This is a genomic window from Photobacterium sp. BZF1 (genome assembly GCF_014349205.1).
Lineage (GTDB): Bacteria > Pseudomonadota > Gammaproteobacteria > Enterobacterales > Vibrionaceae > Photobacterium.
This window is the reverse complement of the sequence record NZ_JACSOF010000088.1, coordinates 1-20,145: the sequence shown is the minus strand read 5'-3', so window position 1 is coordinate 20,145 and position 20,145 is coordinate 1. Positions and strand designations below refer to the sequence as shown.

At 49.0% G+C, this 20,145-nt stretch carries 22 protein-coding genes; 8 read left to right on the top strand and 14 right to left on the bottom strand.

The window, feature by feature from the left end; translation table 11 throughout:
* Positions 1–24 precede the first annotated feature (24 nt).
* The 3 genes from asnS (at position 25) to BIZ37_RS18805 (ending at position 2,913) form a co-directional block, all read left to right on the top strand.
* Positions 25–1,425 carry an asparagine--tRNA ligase gene (gene asnS / locus BIZ37_RS18815; RefSeq protein WP_107297542.1) on the top strand — a complete coding sequence of 467 codons (1,401 nt, stop codon included), beginning with the start codon at positions 25–27 and terminating at the stop codon, positions 1,423–1,425.
* A gap of 254 nt (positions 1,426–1,679) precedes the next feature.
* Positions 1,680–2,198: a DUF2937 family protein gene (locus BIZ37_RS18810; RefSeq protein ID WP_187462786.1), complete on the top strand. Its 519-nt coding sequence runs from the start codon at positions 1,680–1,682 to the stop codon at positions 2,196–2,198.
* A gap of 136 nt (positions 2,199–2,334) precedes the next feature.
* Positions 2,335–2,913 (top strand): hypothetical protein, encoded by a 579-nt coding sequence (locus BIZ37_RS18805; RefSeq protein WP_187462785.1) that lies wholly within the window; start codon positions 2,335–2,337, stop codon positions 2,911–2,913.
* Positions 2,914–2,964: 51 nt separating this feature from the next.
* Here BIZ37_RS18805 and BIZ37_RS18800 read toward each other — a convergent pair whose 3' ends face one another.
* On the bottom strand, positions 2,965–3,435 hold the full coding sequence (locus BIZ37_RS18800; RefSeq protein WP_187462784.1) for a DUF1456 family protein: 471 nt from the start codon (positions 3,433–3,435) through the stop codon (positions 2,965–2,967).
* A gap of 183 nt (positions 3,436–3,618) precedes the next feature.
* On the opposite strand from BIZ37_RS18800, the gene BIZ37_RS18795 reads away from it, so the two are divergent.
* Positions 3,619–3,837 (top strand): VF530 family DNA-binding protein, encoded by a 219-nt coding sequence (locus BIZ37_RS18795; protein WP_039464239.1) that lies wholly within the window; start codon positions 3,619–3,621, stop codon positions 3,835–3,837.
* Here BIZ37_RS18795 and thiE read toward each other — a convergent pair.
* The 3 genes from thiE to BIZ37_RS18780 all read right to left on the bottom strand — a co-directional run bounded on the left by thiE (position 3,834) and on the right by BIZ37_RS18780 (position 5,556).
* Positions 3,834–4,454 (bottom strand): thiamine phosphate synthase, encoded by a 621-nt coding sequence (gene thiE / locus BIZ37_RS18790; protein WP_187462783.1) that lies wholly within the window; start codon positions 4,452–4,454, stop codon positions 3,834–3,836. The two genes, BIZ37_RS18795 and thiE, sit on opposite strands and share 4 nt — an antisense overlap.
* A 10-nt stretch (positions 4,455–4,464) precedes the next feature.
* Positions 4,465–5,262 carry a hydroxyethylthiazole kinase gene (thiM, locus tag BIZ37_RS18785; protein ID WP_370577395.1) on the bottom strand — a complete coding sequence of 266 codons (798 nt, stop codon included), beginning with the start codon at positions 5,260–5,262 and terminating at the stop codon, positions 4,465–4,467.
* A gap of 105 nt (positions 5,263–5,367) precedes the next feature.
* Positions 5,368–5,556 carry a hypothetical protein gene (locus BIZ37_RS18780; protein ID WP_222939737.1) on the bottom strand — a complete coding sequence of 63 codons (189 nt, stop codon included), beginning with the start codon at positions 5,554–5,556 and terminating at the stop codon, positions 5,368–5,370.
* A gap of 154 nt (positions 5,557–5,710) precedes the next feature.
* Between BIZ37_RS18780 and BIZ37_RS18775 the strand changes: the two genes are divergently transcribed.
* Positions 5,711–6,460 (top strand): enoyl-CoA hydratase-related protein, encoded by a 750-nt coding sequence (locus tag BIZ37_RS18775; protein ID WP_187462781.1) that lies wholly within the window; start codon positions 5,711–5,713, stop codon positions 6,458–6,460.
* A 95-nt stretch (positions 6,461–6,555) separates the two neighbouring features.
* On the opposite strand, the gene BIZ37_RS18770 is transcribed toward BIZ37_RS18775, so the two are convergent.
* The gene (locus BIZ37_RS18770; protein ID WP_187462780.1) at positions 6,556–7,902 is read right to left on the bottom strand and encodes an MFS transporter; all 1,347 of its coding nucleotides are present in this window, start codon (positions 7,900–7,902) and stop codon (positions 6,556–6,558) included.
* Between the two features lie 541 nt (positions 7,903–8,443).
* Here BIZ37_RS18770 and BIZ37_RS18765 point away from each other — a divergent pair.
* The gene (locus BIZ37_RS18765) at positions 8,444–9,634 is read left to right on the top strand and encodes an amino acid aminotransferase (protein ID WP_107297535.1); all 1,191 of its coding nucleotides are present in this window, start codon (positions 8,444–8,446) and stop codon (positions 9,632–9,634) included.
* Positions 9,635–9,713: 79 nt separating this feature from the next.
* Here the strand turns inward: BIZ37_RS18765 and BIZ37_RS18760 are convergent, their stop codons facing one another.
* Together BIZ37_RS18760 and BIZ37_RS18755 are read right to left on the bottom strand one after the other, a co-directional pair.
* A complete protein-coding gene (locus tag BIZ37_RS18760; protein WP_107297534.1) occupies positions 9,714–10,019 on the bottom strand; it encodes a hypothetical protein in 306 nt (101 codons plus the stop codon).
* A 309-nt stretch (positions 10,020–10,328) separates the two neighbouring features.
* Entirely contained in the window at positions 10,329–10,739 is a 411-nt protein-coding gene (locus BIZ37_RS18755) for a MarR family transcriptional regulator (RefSeq protein WP_187462779.1), read from the bottom strand.
* A 372-nt stretch (positions 10,740–11,111) separates the two neighbouring features.
* On the opposite strand from BIZ37_RS18755, the gene BIZ37_RS18750 reads away from it, so the two are divergent.
* On the top strand, positions 11,112–11,813 hold the full coding sequence (locus tag BIZ37_RS18750; RefSeq protein WP_255526814.1) for a DUF2982 domain-containing protein: 702 nt from the start codon (positions 11,112–11,114) through the stop codon (positions 11,811–11,813).
* Between the two features lie 24 nt (positions 11,814–11,837).
* Here the strand turns inward: BIZ37_RS18750 and BIZ37_RS18745 are convergent, their stop codons facing one another.
* The 4 genes from BIZ37_RS18745 to uhpT all read right to left on the bottom strand — a co-directional run bounded on the left by BIZ37_RS18745 (position 11,838) and on the right by uhpT (position 16,935).
* On the bottom strand, positions 11,838–13,166 hold the full coding sequence (locus tag BIZ37_RS18745) for an MFS transporter (RefSeq protein WP_187462778.1): 1,329 nt from the start codon (positions 13,164–13,166) through the stop codon (positions 11,838–11,840).
* Between the two features lie 60 nt (positions 13,167–13,226).
* The gene (gene uhpB, locus BIZ37_RS18740) at positions 13,227–14,753 is read right to left on the bottom strand and encodes a signal transduction histidine-protein kinase/phosphatase UhpB (RefSeq protein ID WP_187462777.1); all 1,527 of its coding nucleotides are present in this window, start codon (positions 14,751–14,753) and stop codon (positions 13,227–13,229) included.
* Positions 14,753–15,361: a transcriptional regulator UhpA gene (uhpA, locus tag BIZ37_RS18735; protein WP_187462776.1), complete on the bottom strand. Its 609-nt coding sequence runs from the start codon at positions 15,359–15,361 to the stop codon at positions 14,753–14,755. Before uhpA ends, uhpB begins: the two co-directional genes overlap by 1 nt.
* Positions 15,362–15,534: 173 nt before the next feature.
* Positions 15,535–16,935 (bottom strand): hexose-6-phosphate:phosphate antiporter, encoded by a 1,401-nt coding sequence (gene uhpT / locus BIZ37_RS18730; RefSeq protein ID WP_187462775.1) that lies wholly within the window; start codon positions 16,933–16,935, stop codon positions 15,535–15,537.
* 154 nt (positions 16,936–17,089) lie between these two features.
* On the opposite strand from uhpT, the gene BIZ37_RS30525 reads away from it, so the two are divergent.
* Positions 17,090–17,221: a hypothetical protein gene (locus tag BIZ37_RS30525; RefSeq protein WP_255526813.1), complete on the top strand. Its 132-nt coding sequence runs from the start codon at positions 17,090–17,092 to the stop codon at positions 17,219–17,221.
* Here the strand turns inward: BIZ37_RS30525 and BIZ37_RS18725 are convergent.
* The 3 genes from BIZ37_RS18725 to BIZ37_RS18715 form a co-directional block, all read right to left on the bottom strand.
* A complete protein-coding gene (locus tag BIZ37_RS18725) occupies positions 17,218–17,871 on the bottom strand; it encodes an MBL fold metallo-hydrolase (protein WP_187462774.1) in 654 nt (217 codons plus the stop codon). The genes BIZ37_RS30525 and BIZ37_RS18725 overlap by 4 nt on opposite strands.
* 183 nt (positions 17,872–18,054) lie before the next feature.
* Positions 18,055–18,609, bottom strand: a complete 555-nt coding sequence (locus tag BIZ37_RS18720; RefSeq protein WP_107297527.1) for a YcbK family protein — start codon at positions 18,607–18,609, stop codon at positions 18,055–18,057.
* 174 nt (positions 18,610–18,783) lie between these two features.
* A partial coding sequence (locus BIZ37_RS18715) for a murein L,D-transpeptidase (protein ID WP_187462773.1) occupies positions 18,784–20,145 on the bottom strand: 1,362 nt, incomplete at its 5' end.

The following is a 20,145-nucleotide window of genomic DNA, read 5'->3' as shown; positions in this document are numbered from 1 at the left end:
GCCTTAACGGAGAATAATTTACACATGACTTACGCGCCTGTAACAGACGTACTTAGCGGTAAGCTAGCGGTTGACAGTGAAGTCACTGTTCGCGGCTGGATCCGTTCACGTCGTGATTCCAAAGCTGGAATCTCTTTCCTTGCCATTTACGACGGCTCTTGTTTCGACCCGATTCAGGCCGTGGTCCCTAATGAGTTGAATAATTACCAGGAAGAAGTGCTAAAGCTGACAACTGGTTGCTCTGTTGAGGTTACTGGTAAGATTGTTGAATCACCAGCTAAAGGTCAGGATTTCGAACTAGCTGCGACTGAAGTTAAAGTCGTTGGCTGGGTTGAAGATGCTGACACTTACCCAATGGCGAAAACTCGCCACTCTATCGAGTACCTTCGCGAGGTGGCACACCTTCGTCCACGCACCAACGTAATTGGTGCAGTAGCCCGTGTTCGTAACTGCCTATCTCAAGCTATCCACCGTTTCTACCACGAGCAAGGCTTCTTCTGGATGTCTGCGCCACTGATCACTGCATCTGATGCTGAAGGTGCTGGTGAAATGTTCCGCGTTTCAACGCTTGATTTGGTGAACACACCAATGACAGACGCAGGCGAAGTCGATTTCGACAAAGACTTCTTCGGCAAAGAAACGTTCCTAACAGTTTCTGGCCAGCTAAACGCTGAAGCCTACGCTTGTGCACTAAGCAAAGTGTACACTTTCGGCCCGACTTTCCGTGCCGAGAACTCAAACACCAGCCGCCACCTAGCGGAATTCTGGATGGTTGAGCCTGAAGTTGCTTTTGCTGAGCTTGACGATGTTGCCAAACTTGCTGAAGACATGCTGAAGTACGTGTTCAAAGCGGTACTGGAAGAGCGCCGTGACGACCTTGAGTTCTTTGCCCAGCGTATCAACAAAGATGCAATTACGCGTCTAGAGCAGTTTGTTAACTCTGACTTTGCACAGGTTGACTACACCGATGCTATCCAGATCCTGAAAGATTCTGGCCGTGACTTCGAGTTCGACGTTGAGTGGGGCATCGACATGTCTTCTGAGCACGAGCGCTACCTAGCAGAAGAGCACTTCAAAGCACCGGTTGTTGTTAAGAACTACCCGAAAGACATCAAAGCGTTCTACATGCGTATGAACGACGACGGCAAGACTGTTGCTGCGATGGACGTACTAGCACCGGGTATCGGTGAGATCATCGGTGGTTCACAGCGTGAAGAGCGCCTGGAACTACTGGACAAGCGCATGGTTGAGATGAACATCGATCCTGAGCACATGAGCTGGTACCGCGACCTGCGCCGCTACGGCACAGTTCCGCACTCAGGCTTCGGTCTGGGCTTCGAGCGTCTAGTGACATACGTTACCGGTATGGCTAACATCCGTGACGTGATCCCGTTCCCACGTGCACCACGCTCTGCAAACTTCTAATCTCGATTAGAAGAGCGCTGATAAATACCCACAGGACGAGCTATGCTCGTCCTGTTTTTTATGGCACTCATCCCAATAGATATTTCCAATTCGCTTTACCCTCCCCTTATTCCCATTACCTTCTAATTTGGCACCGGCTATACCATCTTGGCTTCATACCTGCACTTTTGACCCAGCTAGGACATATCCCCTTGGCAATGCGCTATATATTGTTATATAGATGGGAATTCAGTGACTTGCTGTAGGGAGGTAATATGATAAAGCGGATTCTAGATAGGTTGGTTTTCGGTGGGCTATTGATTGCTACCCTGCAAATCCCCATGCTGGCCGATCACTACCTGCAGTACCTGTCAGGGTTTTATGATGCGACCACCCAGCAAGTTGAGGCCTACCGAAGCAATGCCCGGCAGCATGGCTTTGACAGTGCCGAAAGTATGGTTTCCTCGCTACTTCAGGAAGACAACCCTGTAGTGCGGGTCGATGCCGAGCAAAAGCTCAAAGTACTGCAGCAGCATGAGATGCTGGAGCAAGGCATGGCAATACTAGCCCACGGCCACCTCGTCGATAAGACCCTGTATATGTTTAACCCAGCAAGGTTCAATGAGCTTCAACGGGTACTTGTCCATTTCACACTCGGGATTCCACTCGATGTCAGCAGCATTGCGTTCTGTATCGTGGCGGCATTGGGGCTTAATCTGGTGCTCTATTTACCTTTTGTTGTATTTCGCCGCCAACACAAAAATACTGTCGGCCCTGTTCCTTCAACAAACTAGCTGGTGAGATTTAATCCAACTGCGAGGGCAAAAATAGCTTGCTGCCTTTGCTAGATAGACTTCCCCTATAGCTTCGAATAAGCTTATGCCCATCTGCTTGAGCCTTTCAAGCCTCCCTAATTCTTATGAGTCCATTATGATCAGAGATGTCACCCTCGCCCCGGCAAACCATTGGGCAAAACCTTTCGTGTCAGAAGTGGCTGAAATTATTAACCTGCTGAAAGAGTATGGTTATGATGCTGCCAGCCTCGCCCGATTAACAGGCCTGCAAGAGAAAAAGCTCTCTGATTGGATGTCTCGCTACAAGCGAGAGCCTGAGAATATTTCCGATATCCCCTACCCTTGCTGGTGTTTCCTCTGTGCGCTGGCTGGACGCCCGAACATTCAGAACAATGGGCAGCCGCTTGAAGTTGACGCCAGAAAAGTCATGCGCGCATTTAAGCCAACCGCGTTCAAAAACAAAACGGCCTTTGAAATGCCAACGGAAAAAGAGTTCAAGCGTGTTATCGGCGACAATACTTTCACCGGCATCACCATCGACAGCCTGTGTGAGGCTTTCCAATGGAAACCGGCTCAGCTCGCCGAAAGTATGGTAAAAGGCACATTGCCGTTTTTGAACTGGTGCCTGATTTTGATGCTTTGCGGTTTCAACATCCAGAAGATGTTGCTCAACCAGCATGAGGGAGAAATCAACCTAGATGAGATTGCTGGGTAAAACAACAAAGGCTGCCGATGGGCAGCCTTTATTTCGTGTTAATGTTCAGGGCTATTCCGTTGCTTCCGGGCGGAATTTGTATTGCACCCCTAGCAGGAAGTTGCGCAGGATCTGATCTTTACACTCGCGGTAGTGCTTGTTGTCAGGCTTTCTGAAAAACGCACTTAGCTCATGCTTGCTCATGTTGAAATCAACACTCTCCATGATTTCCAAAATATCTTCCGCTTTGTAATTCAGGGCAATACGTAGCTTCATGAATATCATGTTGTTGGTCAAGCGAGCTTCTGGCTCAGGCTGTGGCCCTTCTTTCTTGCCACGTTTTTGATTGATTAAGCCATTTAGGAAGATCGCTAGCTCGCGGTCCGTACATTTAGTAAATGCAGGATCATCCTCTTTTTTTAGCCAATCACTAACTTGCTCACGCGTCACTTCGTGCTCAGCAGCAGCAAAAATATTGATCATCGCTGAGTCATTAAAATCAAAGGTATAGCGAAGGCGTCGCAAGATATCGTTATTGAGCACAGTAAACCCTAAAATCAATGCAGTCTTGCCAATATGGCTTGCTGCGGTATGGTCCCCCCCACAACATAAAGCTGCTCGGAGGGTGATGGAAGCGTAGTCTAACAGATATTCGACGTCGAAGATTCATTCGCGCAATCCAAGCTGGTATAGTGCCAACCCAGATTACACAATGAAGTACACATTATGGACCACCAACCGAATAACCCATTACATGGCCTTACCCTGCAAAGGATCCTCGAGGAGCTAGTCGACCATTACGGTTGGGAAGAGCTGGGTCAAATTGTCAAAGTCCGTTGTTTCAACAATGACCCAAGCATCAAATCAAGCCTGAAGTTCTTGCGCCGTACCGAATGGGCACGCAAAGAAGTCGAGCAATTGTATCTCGACACCTTCTTCCTTTAATTGCCGCCGATTAGCGTCAATAACTGCTGGCTCGCGTCTTTCGGTGAGTCAGCATGGCATATCGCAGATACCAGTGCGATTCCGTCTGCGCCCGCTTCAACCACCGCTCTGATATTACTCTCGTTAATCCCACCAATCGCGACTAACGGCAACTGGCTAAATGCAGACGCTTTGGCAAGGCCTTCCAAACCCCATGCATAAACGGTATCGGTTTTGGTCGGTGTCGGGAATATCGCACTCAAGCCAAGGTAATCCAATGGCAGCGACTGGGCAGCCTCAAGCTGCTGTTCATTTTCTACCGATAGTCCCAAGATTTTACCCTCGCCAATCAAGCGGCGGGCTACGTCCGCCGGCATATCTGACTGGCCGAGGTGAACGCCATCTGCATCCACGGCCAAGGCAACATCGACCCGATCATTGATGATCAGCGGGATCCCCGCCGCTTGCAACATTGGCTTAATGGCTTCCGCCCGCTGGATAAAAGCCCGGATATCACCATGCTTTTCACGCAGTTGAACCATAGTAACACCACCCGCAATAGCTTCCCGGATGACCCTTTCCAACAGCTCAATATCCTGATGCTCATCGGTCACCAAGTACAGTCGATAATCGTACATGGCTTTCCCCTTATCGCACGCTAATCTTCAGGCGGGTCTTCAACGTATCTTCATCAAGCTGATAGATAGCATCCAACAAGTTCATCTGCAAGCTACCCGGCCCTGCCGACTTAGCTGCAGCGATTTCACCGGCAACACCAAGAATTGCCGTTGACGAGATGCCCGCACTAACTTCATTGGAGCCAACGGCAGCAAACGCACCGGTCAATGCCGTATGTGAGCAGCCCATGCCTGTAACGAAAGGCATCATTTCGTGGCCGTTATCCAGTGCAACCACACTATCTGGGCTGACAACATAATCTGTGGCTCCGGAAATCACGACAGTACAGTTATGGCTTTCAGCTAGGGCTTTAGCAGCATTCACCGCCGCATCACTGCTATCAAGCGCATCGACACCTTTGCTCTGTGCCGACTCACCTGCCAGTGCGATAATTTCCGACGCATTGCCACGGATGATCAAGTTATCTGCCAGTTTGGCCAGTTGACGGGAAGCGTCGGTACGTAGCTGGCTTGCACCGCAACCGACAGGATCAAGGACAACAGGTTTGCCATTGGCATTAGCTTGCTCCACCGCATAGATCATGCGTGGCAACCACTGGCTATCCAGCGTACCGATGTTGATCACCAAGGCTCCGGCAAAGCCCATCATTTCTGCCATTTCTTCGCGGCTATGTGCCATGATTGGCGATGCACCCACAGCAAGAAGTGCGTTTGCTGTATTGTTCATCACAACGTAGTTAGTGACATTAACAACCAAGGGTTTGCTCTCACGCATCTTCGCCAGGGCATCACACACATGCTGAATCAAGTTCTCAGTGTCGGTATTCAAGGCTGCATTCCTTATTCGTTTTATTAACCGGTAGATTATACCTAAGTTGCCACCGGCATTGGGCTTGATACAACACAAACACAGTTATAATTTGTTAATTGCCTCAATATCTTCCTCTGGCAAGACAATCGCATCAGGCACAACAACCTCTCCGCTGGCATTGGTCTGAATGTCATCTCCCGGGGACCAATCATATCCCTCTTCCGTGGACTGGCAGCCTCCCAGCACCAGAACAAGCAACCCACTAATCATTACCCTCCTGAAATGAATCATAGATACCCCCTCTTTTCTTCTGCGAGTAACTATAGCTTTGGTGAAAAATGGCGGGGGGAGATCTCACTTTTCACGCATTTTTTGTCATCCGCTTTATCCTTGTCCATGATTAATAGATAAAAACAACTCATCCTACCACTTAAGGAAAGCTGACATGGACATCCGCATTACCCACAATGGACCGATTCTTGATATCCAACTCACCCGACCTGGTGCCAAAAATGCCCTGAACCAAGCCATGTACCACACCCTCGCTGATACCATTACTCAAGCGAATCAGTCACCGGAGACACGGGTAATCGTCTTACGCGGCCTGCCAGAAATATTTTGTGGCGGTAATGACATGCAAGATTTCGTGGCTATCTCGCAGGGTATGGCTGATTTCCATGGCGAACGTTTCATGAAGTCATTGGTTGAGTGTGAAATACCCATCGTCGCGTCGGTTTCAGGCCCAGCGGTTGGCATTGGTACCACTATGTTGCAGTTTGTCGATGTGGTTTATTGCTCACCAACAGCCGTGTTCAAGACGCCGTTTGTCCATTTAGGGCTGTGCCCGGAGATGGCATCAAGCACGGAGTTCGCAAAAATTGTCGGCCTGAGAAAAGCCAAAGAAATGTTATTGCTCGGTGCGCCAATGACCGCCGATGAGGCGCTCGCTCTTGGTTTCATCAACCAGATCAGCGATACCCCAGATGAATTGGCTATCCAATGCGCTGAACAAATCAGCCAACTTCCTCCTAGGGCTATGCGGATCAGTAAACGTATGCTCAGCCAGCAGGATAAAGAACGGCTGCTTAAAACCATTGAAACCGAAAACGTAGAGCTAATTATACGGATAAGAAGTGACGAGGCTAAAGAAGCCGTCAGTGCCTTTTTGGAAAAGCGCCCTGCAAAATTTAGTTAGCTTGTGGCGATTGCCGATTACCGATTACCGATTGAAGGGATCGTTCCGAACTTAAATAATACAGGCCAGTGAAGTACTGGCCTGTATAGGAAGGTTTAGACAGTGACTACTTCAGCTTGGCTTCCCAATTCTGCCTTGTTGGGTTCATCTTCATCTTTGACAATACATACCACCAGGCCTGCAAAAATCATCGAGGCGCCACCCAGAACAATCGCCATCATGGTGTTGCCATCGAATGCCCACCGGGTGAAGAACCCCAAGATCCCTGCAGCCAAGATTTGCGGCAATACGATAAAGAAATTAAAGACGCCCATGTAAAAGCCCATCTTTTTAGCCGGCAATGCGCCCGCCAAAATCGCGTAAGGCATACATAGGATACTTGCCCATGCCAGACCAATTCCCACCATGCTTACCATCAGCATGACCGGGTTCTCGATAAGTGAGATAGACATCAAGCTCAGGCCACCGATAACCAGTGACAGGCAATGGACAAACTTACGACTTGTACGCTGTGCCAACCATGGTAAGGCAAACGCGGCTAACGCAGAGATACCGTTATATGCTGCGAAGCAGAGGCCTACCCAGTCCGCCCCTTCGTTATACAATGCAGAGCTAGTATCCGTGGTACCGAAAATTTGTGACGTCACTGCCGATGTGGTGTAAATCCACATTGCAAACAAAGCAAACCAAGAGAAAAATTGCACCACCGCCAATTGCATCATCGTCTTTGGCATCGCCTTAATATCAGCAAAAATTGCTTTTAGGCTGGCTTTCTCTTCTTCTTGCTCAGGCGCCTCATTATGGAAGGCAGCCAACTCCTGCGGGGAGTATTCCTTGGTACGTAGCACTGTCCAAAGAATAGAGGCCACAAATACCAGTGCCCCGCATAGGAAAGAAATCTTCACCGATGGCGGTACTTCACCTGATGGTGCGGTATTGGCAACATCGAACACATTACTCAGCAAGTATGGCATTGCCGAAGCAACTACCGACCCCACACCGATGAAGAAAGTCTGCACTGCAAAGCCTTGGGTACGCTGCTCCGACGGCAGGTTGTCAGCCACCAATGCCCGGAATGGCTCCATCGAAATGTTGATAGAAGCATCTAGGATCCACAGCATGCCAGCAGCGACCCACAAATATGGCGAATAAGGCATGATAATCAACGCCAAGGAAGAAGCGATGGCTCCGCAGAGGAAATAAGGTCGGCGACGGCCTAATACCGTCCAGGTACGGTCACTGAAATAACCGATAATAGGCTGTACCAACAGGCCAGTTAGTGGTGCTGCAATCCAAAGAATAGGGATTTGATCAATGCTTGCCCCCATGGTTTCAAAAATTCGGCTAACGTTGGCATTTTGCAAGCCAAAACCAAATTGAATCCCCATGAAGCCGAAGCTCATATTCCATATCTGCCAAAACGTAAGGCGTGGCTTTTCCATTGAGTGTTCCCCGATAATGCCTGCTGCAAACACATTGATACTGCAGCAGATTTACAACATTCGGACAAAGCTGATGATCATATTTATGTTATTTAGTATGTTTCTGAACTATTCGAAGTGAAGACAGGATTTTTCCATGTTTACATCGTAAATTCAGACCAAGATCATCACATTTGACCGATTTCCATCGGGACGCAATGCTATGACAACCCTACCCCTACCAACTGTGACCAGTTTCACATACAGTTACACTTACATACTGGTTTTATAATTTAATTACGTTTTTAAATGAAATTTATACAAAACCAGTGAGATTTGGCGCACAAAACATCGGCATATTCATGATTTTTGTTGTAATTTTCTTGCAGTCGATAATGATGAAAGTTTGAACACTTTGTGCAAATGTTAGTGAAAACCAATAACATTTCGTTGCTGTCATATTTTATTTGGCCAAGATGTTACAATTTCTTGTCAATGCCCGGTGATAAAAGGTATAAAGAACATATTGACCCTTTATCATTACCAGCATGGATGATTGACAATGTTTGAGAAAATTTCTGCTGCACCCGCCGACCCAATTCTTGGTTTAACTGAAGAATTTAAAAAAGATACCCGCCCAGAGAAAATTAACCTTGGTGTCGGTATCTACAAAGACGAATCAGGGAATACCCCTGTGCTAGCAACAGTAAAAAAAGCGGAAGCGATTTTGCTAGAAAAGGAAACCACCAAGTCTTACCTAAGTATTCCTGGCACGGCAGAATACGGCCTAGCTGTTCAGCAACTGCTGTTTGGCAACGACTCTCCAATCATCTCTTCAAAACGCGCCCAGACGGCACAGGCCCCTGGCGGCACAGGTGCATTACGTTTGGCGGCTGAATTTATCAAGCGCCAACTTGGTGATGTAAAAGTGTGGATCAGCAACCCGACTTGGGCGAACCACAACGGTGTGTTCACCGCTGCCGGCCTTGAAACCGTCCAGTACAGCTACTACGACGCACAGAGCAAAGACATGGACTTTGACGCAGCGCTTGCGGACTTGGCTAATGCTGCCCCAGGTGATGTCGTACTTCTACATGGCTGCTGCCATAACCCAACCGGTATTGACCCTCAAGCACCACAGTGGCAACAACTTGCTGACCTATGTAAAGAAAAGCAACTGCTACCGATGTTTGACTTTGCCTATCAGGGCTTTGCCAAAGGTGTTGAAGAAGATGCCCAAGGCCTACGCATTTTTGCTGACCTTTGTGAAGAACTTCTTATCGCCAGCTCATTCTCGAAAAACTTTGGTCTGTACAACGAGCGTGTTGGTGCATTTACACTTGTCGCCAAAGATAATGCCGAAGCGACAACCGCGTTTAGCCAAGTGAAAAGCATTGCCCGTGTGATCTACTCAAACCCACCAGCACACGGTGCAGCGATTGTGACTGAAATCCTGAACGATGCAGCCCTTCGTGCCGAGTGGGAAATCGAAGTCGCCGATATGCGTGACCGCATTCAGGAAATGCGTACCCTGTTCGTACAGACACTAAAAGATTTGGGTGTAGAGGCTGATTTCAGCTTTATCGAGCGCCAGAACGGTATGTTCTCGTTCTCTGGCCTGAGCAAAGAGCAGGTTAACCGCCTGAAAGAAGAATTCGGTATCTATATTGTTGGCTCTGGCCGTATCAGCGTTGCGGGTATGACCAAAGCAAATATGCAGCCTCTTTGTAAAGGCATTGCAGCAGTTCTATAGAACTTTGCTCAATGACAACAGGTAAACTAAAAACGGGCGCACTGCGCCCGTTTTTTGTAACGTATATCTGCCCTGATAGTTAGCCGGACTTGTCTAAAGGTAGCACGTTACAGAACAACTCTCTTTCGTATTGATGTTCTAACTGCTCGCGCCAAGGTTTGTTCGTCACAGGGATCAAATAGAAAGTCTCTCGTGATGTATCAGTGACAAATGCCATACCATGCTGCATGAGTTCATAATGGATGTCGTTTACAAATCCTAGCGAAAAGCTCTGACGTCCTGTCAACTGGTTTATGTCGTCCCTAGTTAAACTCACGCCTTGGTCTTCGTTAGCGAATCGAACGCGCAACCAGTCGGAGAACTCCCTAGCACTTATCATTGTCATAAACTCGCCTCCGCATAACACATCTTGAAAACCAAGACGTTACTGATAGGTGTCTATTTATAATAAGTTATAGCAGAGATGAGACATAACGACAGGAGAATGCAACACGTTTATCATTGAGATACAAAATAACGCATTTTTGAGACAGTATTACAAACGTTGCAGAATAGCGTTGTTTAGAAGAAATGTCGGATTGATTTAAAAGGGAGGTAATACCCGCCCCTGATAGCATCAGGAACGGGCCTGGCTGTAATTCCAAAGCCGGCTCGGATCACTCTGCATCACACAGTGTGCTCCGTAGCAGAGGAATTAAAGTGCTTTGTAAAGCACCTTGTTGCCCGCCAGTTGGATGCGCTCAACCAAACCTTCTTCGGTCAGTTTTTTCAGCGCACCAGTCGCCCAAGAAGCCGCTTTGGTGTCTTCCTGGCCTGCTTCAAGACCAATGCCTTTCGGATTGATACCTTCTGCGTTCTTAACAACAATATCCAGCACTTGCTGCTGTTTTGGAGTCAAAGACACTTTCGCTGCAACTGGTGCTGCCGCTTCTACTGGCTTCTGCTCTTCAACAACAGGTTTCGCCGCTGGAGCAGCTTTTACTGTTTCTGCAGTTGGTGCTTTTTTCACAACAGCTTTCACTGCTGCTGGTTTTGCCTCAACTACCATGCCCTTAAGGCGTTTTTGTAGTTTCAGCTGAACTTTACGTTTGTGAGAGATTCTCATTAAATTTCCTACTCCGTTGCACTACTTTCAGTCACCACCATTCATCAACCTGAAAACAGAACAGGCTGATACTTCCAGCGGGAAAAAGTAAGCGCGTGTTATACCAAGGATGTCAGAGAAATGCCAGCGAACGGTTATTTCATCCTCAACAAAAGATGATTTTACTCAAAAATAAGCGACTACCTCTCATTTTTGACTATTTCCAACTGGCAGAAAAAAGCTTGAAATAAAAAGATGTTAGGGAATTTTGCGGGGATTTTTCTCCATCTTCGCCAAACATCTGGATAAATCAACATATGCAATTAAAGAAGCATAAGCCATGATAATTTCACATCTTGAGTGATCGTTTTTGCCATTTCGACGATACTTAAGATGATCAAAACCAGCTCGGTAATGGCAATGAGTGACAGTTTAAAGACTCGGTATATCACTACCGGCATCACCCCCTACCAAGCGAACCTGTTTATTGCAGGGATTGCCGGTTTCGTCGTTGCTACATTTATCGGCATAATTTTCCCCACTGTTGCCCCACCCGTTGTCGCCATCTTATTGATTGGTGCTTGTATCATGATGTTGGTTGGCTACAAGTACTCCCAGGGCCCCGAACTGTCGTTCACCCTAACCTTCATGCATATCCAATTTCACAGCCATTACGGGGGGTGGTTAGCACGCTGGAAAAATATCGACAGCATCGCCCAAGCCAGCATAGCTAAAGATGGCTGGCACCAACCCGTGCCTTGGGTTGGGGTAAGGCTAAAAGACTACGAGGAGTTCATTGACTCAATTTGCCCACGAGTCGCCACCAAACTACTTATTGACCAGCGGATCTTGCTTATCATGGCCCACAAAGGTATCGACAATCCGCCTTATGAGATAGAAGACATCATGTTTGACGATCACCACTACACCACAATGACAGGACACACTCTCAAGGGTCTGCAAGCCATGCTCGCCAACCGGATGCACTATAACCGTGAACTTATCGGTTACGACTTTTTCATCTCTGAAGACTTCCTCGACCGCCCCGCTGCCGATTTTGCCGGTTTGGCAAGGCGCTACCTCGCGGCGAGCTAACTCGCGCTAAATAGATGAATTTATTTAGGCTACCGCAGTATCTGATGCGGACTGGGCTTTAAGAAATGGCATCAGCAACAAACCTATCACCCCTGCCGCAATAGAAATCACCACAAAGAAGCCCGTCCAATGGAAGTACTCCATCACTAATGCCAACGGGTAGCCAGCCAACGCCGCCCCCATGTAAGCAAATAAGCCGACAAATCCGGTGGCAGCACCGACCGAGTCTTTATGCGAGCACTCTGCTGCGGCCATACCGATGAGCATTTGTGGGCCGAAGACAAAAAAGCCCACTGAGAAAAAACACCCCGACAGCAATGCGAAATTCTTCACCGGCATCAGCCAAAGCGCGGCCACCGACAGGAAAATCCCAATAGCAAAAATAACATTCATCGGCCCCCGGTTGCCGCCAAACAAACGGTCAGATCCCCAGCCAGCAACCAGCGAGCCAACAAAGCCACCGATTTCAAACAGTGACAATGCCATGTTGGCCTGGATCAAGCCATAGCCCTGTTGCTCACTGAGATACAGGTTACCCCAGTCGTTAATGGCAGTCCGGACTACGTATACCAGCACATAGCTGAAGGCCAGCAGCCAAATATACTTGTTACTGAGGACATACTTACGCAGAATCTCCCGTGAGCTAAGGCCAAACCCCTCACGCTCATGAGTCAGTTCAAGCCTGTCTTGGCGCCACTCACCGACAGTGGGCAAACCAAGGGTATTCGGCTTATCACGAAGCCGCCAGCACAGCATGGTACCAATCACCACAGCGATGGCGCCCGGTACAATAAAGCCCAGTCGCCAGCTATAGTGCAGCGTCAAGTAACCCACCAGCAGTGGGATCATGGCCCCGCCAACATTATGGGCCGTATTCCAGATCGACCACCAAAAACCACGCTCCGAACGGGAATACCATGTGGTCATCAGCTTCGAGCAAGGTGGCCACCCCCACCCCTGGAACCATGCATTACAGACCCATAGCGTCATCAACCACCACAGTGAATCGGCAAAACCAAACATGATGTTAACCACCCCGGTTGCCATCAGGCCAATGCCCATGAAATAGCGTGGGTTGGAGCGGTCAGATATCACCCCAGAGAGAAACTTAGAGGCCCCATAGGTGATGTAGAACAGCGTCCCCATCATGCCGATATCAGACTTGTCCAAGCCGAGATCGACCAGCATGGTCGGCATGGCATAGTTGAAGTTTTTACGGGTAAAGTAGAACACCGCGTAACCAACATACATGGTCAGCATGATATGCAAACGCCAATAGCGATAGCGCGCATCGACATTGTCAGGTTGGCACTTAGCCTCTGGCTCGGGTGGCGTTTTTACGCTCCCTAACATCGGTGATTCCACAAATACATTCTCACTTCAATCTATTTCAAGCAGCCAAGCCGAACTTCATCAAAGCACGGGCAACTGAATGGCAATACGGGTTCCTGTTTGCGACCCAGAGGTATGGCTTTCCACCTGGATCTCGCCACCAAGCGCCTCTACCCGCTCACGCATTCCCTGAAGGCCAAAACCTTTCGAAGACATCTGCATCACCTGATCAACACTGAAACCACGCCCATTGTCCTGAACGGTTAAAGACACCGTATCGGTGCCAAGCCCAAAGGTCAGCTCAAGCTGGCTGGCGCGCGCATACTTGACCACATTGTTCATTGCTTCCTGGCAAAGGCGATACAAAGTCACGCTCAGGGTATCACTCAGCATTTCCGGCTGCTGCCCATGGCAATGCCACGTGATCGTCGCATCGATACCCTGAGCCTCACATTCCAAGTCTCTAATCAATTGTTCAAGGGAGTCAGCGAGCCCCATATCATCGAGGGATTTGGGCCTCAGTTGGCTTAACAACCCTTTGGTGGTGTCATAGATATTCAACGAAAGGTTTTCAATCATCCCAGCGCAATTTGCACCCACAGGGGTTGTTTCGACCCGCTGGATAATGGATGCCTGAGTACGGATTGCGGTAATGTTCTGGCCGATTTCATCATGGAGTTCGCGGGCGACATCCCGCCGTACAGACTCTTCGGCCTTGACCAACTGACGGGAAAGGCTGTGGTTGCGGTTGAGCTGCAACCGTAATTGCTGGTTGAGTTCACGCTGGCGTTGGATCCCCATCCCCAGCAAAATACCGGTCAAGCTCTGTGCTGACAGCGACAGCAACAAGTCTGTCACTTCCAGGTTGCTACCTGTGCTGCGGGCAGCGATGAGTGCCACACTGTTGAGCAATGTGCCTAGCAAGGCCCCCTGCCAGCCATAACGGAATGCCAATAAAATGATCGGAATAGCCAAACAGAAAGGGGCAAAACGGCGCATTTCATCCGGCAGGCCAAGTTGTAGCACGATGCTGGCGACAAACAACCCAGCATATAAAAAGATGTGCCGGACCCTTAAAGCAACTGGGCGGGATACCAAATCCACGGTCAGGGGGATCCAAGCTTGTTGGAACAGGTAGCTCCAGATCAAGTAACAACTGGGGACCAGCATCAAACCACCGGTCACACTCACCAGCAATACCATCCAGCTATGTTCACTAAACCAACCGGAAATCGCGACATTGAGTACCGCCGCTAAACCTATCACTGCCCCCATCACACACAGGCGACGGAGTTGAGAGCCGTAATACTGGCCATGGGCGAACCACAGCAGAGGTACACTCGCGACACTGGCACACAATGCAGCCCCCCATAACGGGTTACCTACCTGCGGTGCCAATGCCAGCATCAGCCCCCATTCGGCACCATACACTGCACCCCAATATTTTTTCGGGCAATGCAAGGCAATCCCCATTCGCAAGGCGAAAGGGAACAGGAAAACGGCCAACTCGGGGTCGAGGGTAAAATAGGAAGCGATGGCCCAAAGGCAAAACCATGCACAGGTGATAAGCAGCCACCCGCCCAAAGTAGTCAGGGCGAAGTTGCGCACTACAACACCTCAGTATCGAAGTGCTTGGCAAGCTCAACGTTATTCTTGGCACCCAGCTTGTCCATCGCATTGGCGCGGTGGACGTGAATAGTCTTGTGGCTGAGGCCAAGCTCAGTGGCGACCGCTTTGACATCCAAGCCGGTAGCCAGCAGCTCACCGACCTGACGTTCACGCTTAGTCAATTGAGAAACTGATGGGGCCGTTTTCGAGGTTGTCGCCAACTTGATGGCAATATCCGGCGTCAGATAGCAGCCACCAGCCGCAGCAGTCCTAACTGCCTGTACGAGTTCGTCGGGGCTACAGCGTTTACTCAGATACCCCCTCGCGCCGACTTCCAACGCTTTTTCGACCACTGATGGACTATCATGGACGCTGAGCATGATACAGGCTATCCCTTCTGGCAAATCAGCCAATAAAGACAAACCACTTTCATCTGGCATTGAGATATCAAGAATACAGACATTAGCCTGACAACCCGGTAGGCCTTGGCGGGCATCTTTGGCCGAGCCGAATTCACCCACCACATTGATGTCGTCTTCCAACATCAATAGCTGCGCAAACCCAGACCGCACAATGATATGGTCATCAACCAAAGCAACGTTGATCATTTTTTGTCCCCCAAGGCGAAAAAGAGGCATAAACTACCTGTTCAGCCCAGTCGAGACAAGGCTGAAATGTAATTAATCAAAAATAGTAAGGATGCAACTGATTACTTATATCCTACAGATATAAAAAAACTGCCCGTAGGCAGTTTTTATTAAAAGCATCTCGTGAAACCGAATTAAGCCGTTTCTAGCTCAAGCTGCTTCTGCAGGCGCTTCTCGCGGCGGATTTTCTTCTCTTCCGCAATGGCAACGAAGACCAGCAACACGATACATACCGCTGCAGAGGTATCTAGCGCAGCAAAGGTGCCTTTCCAGCCAGTCAGGCCAAAGATTGGCGTACCATCGGCAATCATACCCAGGCCCAGTTTCGCGAAGCTATCACCAATCAGGTAAGCAAAGGTACCTTTGATACCATCGGCAACACTGATGGCTTTCTTCGGTACGAAGCCAACTGCCGCCACACCGATAAGAAGCTGAGGACCAAATACCAGGAAGCCCAGTACGAACAGTGAACCCAGGTACATGTACTCACTGGTAGCATGCTGGTAGAACTCAAGGCTGAAGATGATCAGTACCAAAGACACACAAGCAACCAATGCACGGCGACCGTTTGCCAAGTCTGATAGGTAACCCCACATCAGCGTACCCACTAGCGCACCCACTTCGAACAGGGTGAAACCAGAGATCGCAGTTTCTTTCGTCAGGCCAAGCTCTTGGTAAGCATATACCGTTGACCACTGGTCGATACCGATACGGACGATGTACAAGAAGATATTGGCAAAACACAGTAGCCAAATGATCTTATTCTTCAGTACATATTCCATGAAGATTTCACGCTTGGTCATCTGGTTTTCTTCAGCGCTGATATCTTCTTCGCTGATCTCTTCACCAAATAGCTCTTCTGCTTTACCCAGGCCATAAGCTTCCGGCGAATCACTACCGAAGCGCAAACCCAAGAAGCCTACTACCAATGCGATGATTGACGGGAAGATGAACATACCGATCACATGGCCGTCGAACAGGTAGTTGGCACCAAACAGGGCAACACCGGCCGCACCTGCACCACCAACGTTGTGGGACATGTTCCACAGGCCCAGGTAAGTACCACGCTTGTTACGCGGGGTCCACTTGGTGATGGTTGAATAACTTGATGGGCCACCGGTACTCTGGAAAAAGCCGCTCATGGCATAGAAAGCCACCATCATGAACAGGCTGGTACTTGAGCCACCCATACTGGCGCTGAAGCCCAACATCGCAATACCGGAAAGAATCAACATGAAAGGAAGAAACTGTTTGGTATTCTTTCCATCGGCATAATATGAAACAACGGTCTTACCAATACCGTAGGTAATCGAGAAACCCAGACCGATCAGACCCAGATCTGTCATCGACAAACCATAGGTAGAGATCATGTCGTTCTGAGCAACATTGAAGTTTTTACGGATCAGATACATGGCCATATAGCCAATAAATACAACCAAGTAAGATTGCATAAATGGCTTGAACCACATTTTACGGCGCTCTTCTACAGGCAGATCCAAGGTTGGTTTTCTGACCTGGTCAAGAAGTTTAAGCATGTGTCACCCTCAATACTTTTTCGACGTTATCTGCAGGCAAAGCTGCGAATACCCATTGCCAGGCATTGTAGGGAGACAAAGAAAAAGTGGCTTGAGAAACGGACTTAGGAAAGTTAGGAATATTTCCTAATTCCAGCCAAAGTGAGGAAGAAACGTGAAAGTAGTCACAAAAATTCCAAGGAAAAAAGAACTCTTGTGGGACAGAAAGCAAACAGCCCAGAATAACCTGGGCTGGGAATACAGTACCTTAAGCCAGTACCTTGAAGAAGTGACTGCGAAAGCTTAGTAAAGCGGCATCTCATCAGCAACGAACGGGTTGGATACACGCTCGCTGCCAAAGGTCGAAATCGGACCATGGCCAGGGATAAAGGTCACTTCATTGCCAAGTGGCCATAGCTTGCCTTTGATAGAATCAATCAAGGTCTGGTAATCGCCTTTCGGGAAATCGGTACGTCCGATACCGCCTTTGAACAGTACATCACCAACAAACGCTACGTTAGCGTCTTTGCTAAATAGCACCACATGGCCCGGTGTATGCCCAGGGGTATGCAAGACAGACAGCGTCTGGTTGCCCACGGTTACCGTATCACCTTCTTCCAGCCACTGATCTGGATCGAATGCTTCAGTCATCGGGAAGCCGAACATCTCACTCTGGCGAGGCAGGCCTTGAAGCCAGAAGGCATCTTCCTTGTGCGGTCCAACCACTGGAATACCCAACTCTTTTGCCAACGGTTCAGTACCACCGACATGATCCAAATGGCCATGGGTCAAGATCAGCTTGGTAACTGTCAGTCCCAATTGCTGCGCTTTTTCTTTCAGAAGGTGAATATCACCTCCCGGATCAACCATTGCGGCTTCCTTGGTTTCATCACACCAGATGATGGAGCAGTTTTGCTGAAACGGAGTGACCGGCACAATTTCAAATTGAAGACTCATTGATAATTCCTAGCGATTTCAGTTCTTGCCGCAGGATAGCAAAAACAGCAGGACAACAACAGTGGGAAGACGAAGGGAGCAAAGGGCTAAGGGCAGAGACAGCAAAGCCGACAGCTACCAAGAGAGGGAGGAAGTGTCGGCTTTGTAATTATTCGGTTTGTATAGCGCTCGCTACAGGGACGATTAGCCGTTCCAGCGACGCACAGGGCCCGTATCAATATGCACGAATCCGCTACGCGGGTAATATCCTACACCACCTAGGCGAAGTTCAAGTGCGGCATTGCGAATTCGTGACAGAGAGACACCTTCTAGGTTGAAGTCAATCGCCTGACCTTTCATATGATAGCTCTTTGTCGCGACTCCGCCATTCTTCTGTAGCGCTTTGTTGGTCGCTGGCGAACGGTAGCCTGATATAATACGTACTTGGCCTTTATGGCCTAGTCCTGCTTGGATCTCGGTGATCGCATCGAACAAACGGCGATCCATATGGGCAACTTCATTGCGTCTGAAATCACGGCAGATATGGTTAATTTTCTGCAGCTCTTCTTTCACATACAGCTTGCCATTGAAATACTCGCTTTCAAGGTTTTCACTAGTATGGATATTGTGCAACGAGATCTGGCGAGCACTCCCTGCTTTATACGGACTTGCTACTACCCAACTCGGCAGTAAGCATGCCCCAAGCGCAACCCCACCAGCAGCCAGAAGCTGGCGACGCTTGTAATCAATTTCAGACATAACTCAACAACAACTAACTTCAGGCCTGCTCCAGGCACAGTAACGCAACCCCAACCGGGCTCCCTTAATGGAGGAGCAAGATAACGTTCAGATATTGTTCAGTCAAACGTTGAAATGACAAAAAACTGGCGACCTTTTAACCAAAGGCCGCCTAATTATTGACGTGAAAGCATTTTATTCAGTGTAAAGAGATGTAAATAATTCTTGGTTTTGCGACATGGCGACAAACTTGTCATAGTCGTAAACATCATTGCGGTAGTTTACCAAGCCCTCGTTATCGACCCATGCGGTCTGATAAATCACCTGCACCTTGACCTTATTTGACAAGCCGACTGTCTTGGTTTTCGTACGTGCCTTAAGTTGGTTGACCCGCTGCTCAGAGACCCCCGAATGGTTGAGGAGTATCATCGCCAAGTTATCAGCCTGCTCAACCCTGACGCAGCCCGAGCTAAATGCCCGGCTCTCTTTGGCAAACAAGCTCTTGGCTGGAGTGTCATGTAGGTAGATTGCTTGGTCGTTAGGCATATTGAATTTATACAGGCCCAAGGCATTTTTCCGACCGGGTTTCTGCCGCAAGCGATAAGGGAACTGCTTGGCATTGACAATACGCCAGTCGATAGTGTGAATGGGGATCTGCTCCGAACTTTGCCAACTTCTAATCACCGCAAAACCATTGCGATGCAGGTATCCCCTATCCCTCCGCGCTTTGGGCAGAATATCCTTGCGCATGATCGACATCGGCACATTCCAATATGGATTGAACACCACAGACGAGACATTGGTAGTCATCAAAGGGGTCCGGCGACTTGGCCGACCGACAATGACTTTACTGTCGAGCACATGGCGATCATTGAGCCATAGGCTGAGTTCGTAATTTGGAATATTGACTACCAGCAGTGATGAGGCGTCGGATGGCCATAACCGGGTTCGTTGCGCATTGAGGGCCAAGACCCGAATACGTGACTGGGGAGAGATCGCCAGCCATTGCCGGGTTTGCGGGCCAATCACCCCATCTTCCTTCAAGCCATGGCGGCGCTGGAAGCTTTTCACCGCGTTAGCGAGGTCGATATTGTAGGTACGCACTCCCGCTGCACGGATCTGATCTGCTTCGAAATCCCGCAGATCACCAAGTTGCTCCAGAATGGAGATCAAAGCATCAGGGTCTCTCAGCCTAGTACCAAGCCGGATGATCCCAGGTTGATAGAAACCCGGCCAACTATCACTGGCTGCTGGCTCGAGTGCATCAATAGCCAACAACAGCCGAGTATAGTTTTCATCATCGGGCTTGAGGCTGTTGACGTAGAAGCGCAAACGCTCAGTGTCTATCGCGTTATACAGCCTTGATAGGGTCGCTTCGGAGGGCATCGGCAGCTGAGGATCAACCCCGGCACCAAACAACCAGCCTTTACCGTAGGTTGGGATCCCTTCGACATAACTCATGTAGGCAAACAAGGTATCAGTCGCCAGCAAATCATATTGGCGCCAGTCGTTTGCTTGTTTGTAATGCTTGAGAAGAGAATAGCGGCGGTTGAAATC

Coding starts and splice junctions, on each gene's coding strand:
- BIZ37_RS18725 (WP_187462774.1), bottom strand. CDS start 17,871: ATGAGTCTTCAATTTGAAATTGTGCCGGTCACTCCGTTTCAGCAAAAC.
- BIZ37_RS18760 (WP_107297534.1), bottom strand. CDS start 10,019: ATGACAATGATAAGTGCTAGGGAGTTCTCCGACTGGTTGCGCGTTCGA.
- uhpA (WP_187462776.1), bottom strand. CDS start 15,361: ATGATCAACGTTGCTTTGGTTGATGACCATATCATTGTGCGGTCTGGG.
- asnS (WP_107297542.1), top strand. CDS start 25: ATGACTTACGCGCCTGTAACAGACGTACTTAGCGGTAAGCTAGCGGTT.
- BIZ37_RS18810 (WP_187462786.1), top strand. CDS start 1,680: ATGATAAAGCGGATTCTAGATAGGTTGGTTTTCGGTGGGCTATTGATT.
- BIZ37_RS18770 (WP_187462780.1), bottom strand. CDS start 7,902: ATGGAAAAGCCACGCCTTACGTTTTGGCAGATATGGAATATGAGCTTC.
- BIZ37_RS18755 (WP_187462779.1), bottom strand. CDS start 10,739: ATGAGAATCTCTCACAAACGTAAAGTTCAGCTGAAACTACAAAAACGC.
- BIZ37_RS18775 (WP_187462781.1), top strand. CDS start 5,711: ATGGACATCCGCATTACCCACAATGGACCGATTCTTGATATCCAACTC.
- BIZ37_RS18805 (WP_187462785.1), top strand. CDS start 2,335: ATGATCAGAGATGTCACCCTCGCCCCGGCAAACCATTGGGCAAAACCT.
- BIZ37_RS18750 (WP_255526814.1), top strand. CDS start 11,112: ATGATCAAAACCAGCTCGGTAATGGCAATGAGTGACAGTTTAAAGACT.
- BIZ37_RS18745 (WP_187462778.1), bottom strand. CDS start 13,166: ATGTTAGGGAGCGTAAAAACGCCACCCGAGCCAGAGGCTAAGTGCCAA.
- BIZ37_RS18780 (WP_222939737.1), bottom strand. CDS start 5,556: ATGATTCATTTCAGGAGGGTAATGATTAGTGGGTTGCTTGTTCTGGTG.
- BIZ37_RS18720 (WP_107297527.1), bottom strand. CDS start 18,609: ATGTCTGAAATTGATTACAAGCGTCGCCAGCTTCTGGCTGCTGGTGGG.
- uhpT (WP_187462775.1), bottom strand. CDS start 16,935: ATGCTTAAACTTCTTGACCAGGTCAGAAAACCAACCTTGGATCTGCCT.
- BIZ37_RS18765 (WP_107297535.1), top strand. CDS start 8,444: ATGTTTGAGAAAATTTCTGCTGCACCCGCCGACCCAATTCTTGGTTTA.
- BIZ37_RS18795 (WP_039464239.1), top strand. CDS start 3,619: ATGGACCACCAACCGAATAACCCATTACATGGCCTTACCCTGCAAAGG.
- thiE (WP_187462783.1), bottom strand. CDS start 4,454: ATGTACGATTATCGACTGTACTTGGTGACCGATGAGCATCAGGATATT.